The 5,747-nt window shown below is 45.7% G+C and carries 7 protein-coding genes; 4 read left to right on the forward strand and 3 right to left on the reverse strand.

The annotated features are described in order from the left end of the window. On the reverse strand, positions 1-939 hold a 939-nt coding region (locus PN466_RS21565; protein ID WP_271943791.1), incomplete at its 3' end, for an RNA-guided endonuclease InsQ/TnpB family protein. 92 nt (positions 940-1,031) lie between these two features. On the opposite strand from PN466_RS21565, the gene PN466_RS21570 reads away from it, so the two are divergent. Further along, complete coding sequence (locus tag PN466_RS21570; protein WP_271943794.1) at positions 1,032-1,328, forward strand: hypothetical protein; 297 nt, start codon at positions 1,032-1,034, stop codon at positions 1,326-1,328. A 289-nt stretch (positions 1,329-1,617) separates the two neighbouring features. Here the strand turns inward: PN466_RS21570 and PN466_RS21575 are convergent, their stop codons facing one another. Then, on the reverse strand, positions 1,618-1,926 hold the full coding sequence (locus PN466_RS21575; RefSeq protein ID WP_271943797.1) for a TMEM254 family protein: 309 nt from the start codon (positions 1,924-1,926) through the stop codon (positions 1,618-1,620). Between the two features lie 26 nt (positions 1,927-1,952). Between PN466_RS21575 and PN466_RS21580 the strand changes: the two genes are divergently transcribed. Together PN466_RS21580 and PN466_RS21585 are read left to right on the forward strand one after the other, a co-directional pair. After that, entirely contained in the window at positions 1,953-2,654 is a 702-nt protein-coding gene (locus PN466_RS21580) for a ComF family protein (RefSeq protein WP_271943800.1), read from the forward strand. Between the two features lie 49 nt (positions 2,655-2,703). Continuing rightward, on the forward strand, positions 2,704-3,360 hold the full coding sequence (locus PN466_RS21585) for a response regulator (RefSeq protein ID WP_271943804.1): 657 nt from the start codon (positions 2,704-2,706) through the stop codon (positions 3,358-3,360). 45 nt (positions 3,361-3,405) lie between these two features. Here the strand turns inward: PN466_RS21585 and PN466_RS21590 are convergent, their stop codons facing one another. Further along, positions 3,406-3,597 carry a hypothetical protein gene (locus PN466_RS21590; RefSeq protein WP_271943807.1) on the reverse strand — a complete coding sequence of 64 codons (192 nt, stop codon included), beginning with the start codon at positions 3,595-3,597 and terminating at the stop codon, positions 3,406-3,408. Positions 3,598-4,061: 464 nt separating this feature from the next. Here PN466_RS21590 and PN466_RS21595 point away from each other — a divergent pair, with 464 nt between their 5' ends. Beyond that, positions 4,062-5,471: a GAF domain-containing sensor histidine kinase gene (locus PN466_RS21595; protein WP_271943809.1), complete on the forward strand. Its 1,410-nt coding sequence runs from the start codon at positions 4,062-4,064 to the stop codon at positions 5,469-5,471. Positions 5,472-5,747: the final 276 nt, after the last annotated feature.

A 5,747-nucleotide genomic window follows, 5' to 3' on the forward strand; every position in this document is an offset into this window, starting at 1 on the left:
ACCCCACCCAGCATCATGAGTAGACTTTGCCATGCGAGTTCTGGCAATGCCTTTAATATTGAGCGCTTCATGCCCAATATGCTTTCCTTTGCTTAACAGCTTTTTAGCTCTCTTGTAATGAAAATCTTGGCGTTGATTGGCAACTTTTTGATGTGCCTTGGCAACTCGCTTAACCGCTTTTCTGCGACGCTTTGATCCCTTCTTTTTGAGAGATAAGGAGCGTTGCAGCCGTGACAAACGTTTCTGAGCTTTTCGGTAGTACTGAGGAATTGGCTCTTCTTTGCCTGAGTCGTCTACCAAAAACGCTTTCAGTCCCAGGTCAATTCCGATAGTGTTATCCAGAGTTGGAATGTCAGGTGTAAGCGTAGGGACAGATAAATCTTGCAACGACAGAGTGATGTAGAACCCGTCAGCTTTTTTGGTTATCGTCGCGGTCTTGATCTTGAAACCTTCAGGAATAGGACGGTGCAGAATTATTTTCAACTTGCCAATCTTCGGAAGATGAATGAATTGCCCGTCCAAGTGTTCTGGTTTCACGGGGTCAGGAAACGCAATCGAGCGATAGCGCCCTTGTCCTTTGAACCTGGGTTTGCCGTTTCGTTTGCCGTTACTGTCGCCACTTAGCCATCGGTCAAACGATTTCTCTACCCGCGCAATCACATCTTGCAGCGTGTGAGAAGGCAGATCTTTATATTCTGGAAAAAGCTTTTTTGAGTTAACCAAATCCCGTTTCTGCCAATAGAAACCAGGACGCTCTTTCAATTCCGGTAGATGGCACATCAACGGACAGGCGTTTATGTCACAGCGATTTTGCTCGTACCAGTTGAACCGCTCTGCTAACCGATAGTTGTATTGACGACGCGCTAGTTCAAGCCAGTGGTCAATAGTGGCTTGCTGCGTTGCGGTCAATCGTAATCGGTACTGGTAGGCGGTTCGCATGATAGGATTGTAGCATATCGATATAATATTGCTACCATGCCGCAAATTAGCATTAGATTGCCGGATCGAGAAATTGAGCATTGGAAGAGTTGATGAAGATTTCTAATTCGTTTGCTGGAACGGATGTCCATTTGTTTGCCAATTTGATTGAGGGAGGTAAAACTCCTTGTTTAAGGCGCTCTGAGTTGCAGGCGTTGGGTTTTAAGGTTGGGGTGTATGCGCTGTCGGGTTTGTTTGCAGCAACTCAGGCGATGCGAGAGTGCTTCGAGCGCTTAAGGGCAGAGGGAACTACGGGAAGAACAGAGGACGATCTCTGGTTCCCTGAATTTGAGCAAATTATTGAGGTGGATCGATATCGCCAGTTGGAAGAGCAGTTTAAAACCGATTAAAACTTACAATACCTTCGCTATTTTGCCGTCGTGGACTGTTTGATCTCAAATAGTGCTTTGTTGGTCAATACCTTCGCCAAAATCAAAAATGCCTTGATTTGTCGGTTGGGTTGATGTTGGGTTGAACGAAGTGAAACCCAACCTACAGGACAATGGCGAAGGTATTGTTTGTAGTAAGCATGAAGAGTGCTTAAAATCCTAGCTGGAGAGGGCTGAAGCCCTCACTACAAACCGAGTTTTCTATTGCACTATTTTAGGTGAAACACTCCACTACCCGCCTCCCGACTCCCTATTCCCTTCTTGCCTTTGACAGCTCCCATAACCCGATGGTGCCAACAAAAAAGGTGTAGATGGCGGTTTTGAGGGGGTTTTGTTGGTGAGAGTGGGCTAAATAGGCGGCGGCGATCGCCTCTAAAACATGAACGATCACAGCAACTCGCGCTACAATAATTAACCCGAACAGTAGGCTGGGAACGGATGCATTGATGAAGGGGTGGATGAGATTATAGGATTCTAGGGCGATCGCCCCACTCATGAGCAAGGTTGCTCCAATTTTAATAACTTGGATGGCAGTCGAGGAAAGGGTCACAGGCATCATATCAATTAATTCAATGATTCATTATTATGGGATTTTGGACTCAAGTCACGGATAGTATTCTGAATCTGTTTTTGCGCTCGAATTGCCCCATGTGCGATCGCCCAACGGATGAGGAGGTGTTGTGTTCAACTTGTTCGAGAGCCTTGCGTCAATTGCAATTTTGCCCCTCCCATCGCCGACTCTATACTTGCGCATCAAAATCTATGCCCGTTTGGGTTTGGGGAAAATATCAAGGACAGCTCAAAGGGGCGATCGCCCGCCTAAAATATGATAACCATCCCGAAATTGCCCGCCCCCTGGGACAATGGTTAGGAGAAGCTTGGATCGCTACCCATACGACCAAACCAGTTTCACCTCTGGTGATTCCCATTCCCCTCCATCCGGAAAAACTCAAACAACGGGGATTTAACCAAGCCGAACGCCTAGCCGCCAGTTTTTGCCAAGTTACAGGTTTTCCCTTATCTACCAATGGTCTGATTCGCTCCCGTGAAACCGAAGCCCAATTTGGTAAAAGAGCCGACGAACGTCGTGCAAATCTCAAAAATGCCTTTACTGTGAACACGGCTCGGATTTCCCGTGATCCTCACTCCCCTGTGCTATTGTTGGACGATATCTATACCACAGGGGCAACGGTGCAATCTGCAACCCAAGCCTTGCGTTATCAGGGAATATCTGTTTATGGTGTAGTCGCGATCGCGACGACTTCCACCACCCAACCTCCCAATTAATCTTTCCTCAGTTTATTCATGAGCGCCAATTCCATAGCGCAATTACTTTATGTTTCCTTCCCCAGAACACCCGACTCCCTTAAGGGTTCTCATTGTTGAAGATGACCCCATGATGCAACTAGGCTTAGAACAAACCCTAACCGAATTCCCCCACTTGGAAATTATCGGCCAAGCGGAAGATGGTTACCTTGGCGTTCAAGCCGCCAAACAACTCAAACCCGATTTAGTTGTCATGGATATTGGTCTGCCTCGCCTAGATGGCATTGCTGCCACCCAAAAAATTAAAGCTGAACTCCCCCATACACGAGTCGTCATGCTCACCTCTCATACCACGGAAAATGAAATTATTGCCGCCCTCTCTAGTGGAGCAGATGCCTATTGTATTAAAGGTGCTAATGTAGACCGACTCTTGGCCGCGATTTCTGCTGCTCAGGAAGGAGCAACCTATCTCGATCCCCAAATTGCCCGTCAAGTGATTAGTCATCTCAAACCCCCCACTCCCCAAGGCAATATTGCCAATTTATCAGAGCGTGAATCAGAAGTGCTGAAGTTAATGGTGGAAGGATATAGCAATCCTCAGATTGCCGAGCAACTCTACCTCAGTCCGAATACGGTCAAAACCCATGTACGGGGAATTATGAATAAGTTAGCGGTCGATGACCGGGTACAAGTGGCGGTAAAAGCTTTGCGAGAAGGGCTGGTGTAGCAATGCCAGTCCCTATTGCTTGGTCTATTCCAATCTGAGTTAAGTCTAAGCTTCTCGGTTTTTTTCCGTTAATCCTAAGCCAGCCACTTCCATCAGCAGGGCTGTACCGGGTAATCCAGGAGGGACGCTTTTTAGAGAGAGCAGTCCAGAAGCAACGCAGACACCGCCAATTAAAAATAGGGCAGCACCACCAGTAACTAATCCTTGGGCAACTTTGGTTTGGAGTTCGGGTTTCATAAGGGTTTTAAGTTTTTTGTCGATTCTATTGGATTGTGACGGATCTAATGTTAAGTAATGATAAGCCTTTTTCAGCATGTTGTCATCTGATAGGCGAATTAACATTGATGAGAATCAATAGAACGCATAAGCTCGGTAGAGGGACACAGAAGAGAGTACAAAGGTGGAAATGGGCGGAGGGTAAGCTGTGGGCCAACTGTTTGCCAAGGGTCACTTGAGGGCAACTGAGCCATCTCCTAACCTATATGGGGTTTACTCTCGGTAATTCTACCACTCCGGTGTAAATGGCCCTAACAAATATTAAATTTCATTATAGGTTTGATTAGAAATTCCCCAGTTTATCGGATTTTGACCTCGATTAAACGGATTACTCGCTTTAAGTTCGATACCCTGATAAGGAATAGTTCTTAGACCTTGTGCTAAAACCGATCTTGATTCTAAACGACTTGCACTGAGCCACAGCTATGAGCATTCAGCCTCCTAATTCCCATCCATCTTCCTTACCTTCGACAACAGACTCTCCCAAGCTTGACTCTATGGTTGAGCAGCGAACCAGTCAACTTGAGCAAGCACTAAAGTTTGAGGCCATGCTCAAGCGGATTACGGATAAAGTTCGAGATAGTTTAGATGAAACCCAAATTTGGCAAACTGCTGTCCGCGAATTGACGTTAGTGTTGGGAATTAAGGGATGTAATGCTTCTCTGTATGACTTAGAGAAGGGAACGTCTACCATTTGCTCGGAATATGCGGCGACTATTCCGGCAATTCATGGCCGGGTGGCAAAATTAGCTAAGTTTCCTGAGTTGTATCAACAACTGCTTCGTGGGCAGTATTTTCAATTTTGCTCCTTGTTGCCCAATCCGGAACGGGGGCGATCGGCAATGTTAGCTTGTCCTATTTTTGACAATCAAGGAGTGCTGGGGGATTTGTGGCTGGTCCACCATGCGGAGTATCAGTTTAGTGAGCTAGAACTTCGATTGGTGCAGCAAGTGGCGAATCAATGTGCGATCGCCATCCGTCAAGCCCGTTTGTTTCAATCCTCACAAGCTCAAGTGAAGGAATTGGAAAAACTCAATCATCTCAAGGATGATTTTCTCAGTACTGTTTCCCATGAACTGCGCACTCCGGTTTCAAATATGAAAATGGCGATTCGGATGCTCAATATCTCCTTAGAGCGATATATGACTTCTGAAATTAATCCTCCACCGGAAACTCCCCATCCCCAACGGGAAGGGTTAGAGAAAAAATTGACCCATTACTTACAAATTTTGGGGGCTGAATGTGAGCGGGAAATCAATCTAATTAATGATTTGCTCGATCTCCAGCGATTGGAAAATCAGGAAGCTCCCAGTGAACTGGATCGGATTAATTTGGTTGACTTTATGGAAAAAGTTCTACCCTCTTTCCGCGATCGTTCCCACCATCGTCAACAACACCTTGTGATTGAAATTGCGGATGATATTCCCGATTTTCTCTCGGAAACCTTTAGTTTAGAGCGAGTCATTGCGGAGTTATTGAATAATGCCTGTAAATATACACCCCCAGAAGAATCGATTCAATTTAAGGCTTGGTTAGAGGAACCCCTAGAGTTTTTACCTGCCCATCATGATACCATTATGACTCGCCCTAAGCTATGGATTGAGGTCAAAAATACAGGTGTAGAAATTGCCCAACCCGAATTAGATCGGATTTTCGATAAGTTTTATCGGATTCCGAGTGCCGATCCTTGGAAACAAGGGGGAACGGGTTTAGGGCTGGCTTTAGTGAAAAAATTGACTGAGCGTTTAGGCGGAAAAATTGAGGTTAATAGTGGTAATGATATCCCGTTTGTTGCGTTTACTATTGTGTTACCCATGCAGATGTTAAAAGGTTGATAAAACGGGTAGGAATAGGGGAATCAAGCCATCTTACAGCAGTTTCCTCTGCTATGAGGTACATTAATGGCGGTTTTTAACGATAGCTAGAATAGCTCAAAGCGCCACCGAGTCTGTTCTTTGTTCCCCCTATCCCCCCATCACAGCGCAAAGCGCTGTAACCCACATTCCGCACGACAAAATGTAGTACAAACACTCAAGCAAGAGCAGTGAGTATTTAAGCTTACCAAAAAAGGGGTAACAAAGGTTGTTCAAAGTGTCATACTAGAGAGGAAA

Origin of the sequence: Roseofilum reptotaenium CS-1145, from assembly GCF_028330985.1 — a bacterium.
Lineage (GTDB): Bacteria > Cyanobacteriota > Cyanobacteriia > Cyanobacteriales > Desertifilaceae > Roseofilum > Roseofilum reptotaenium.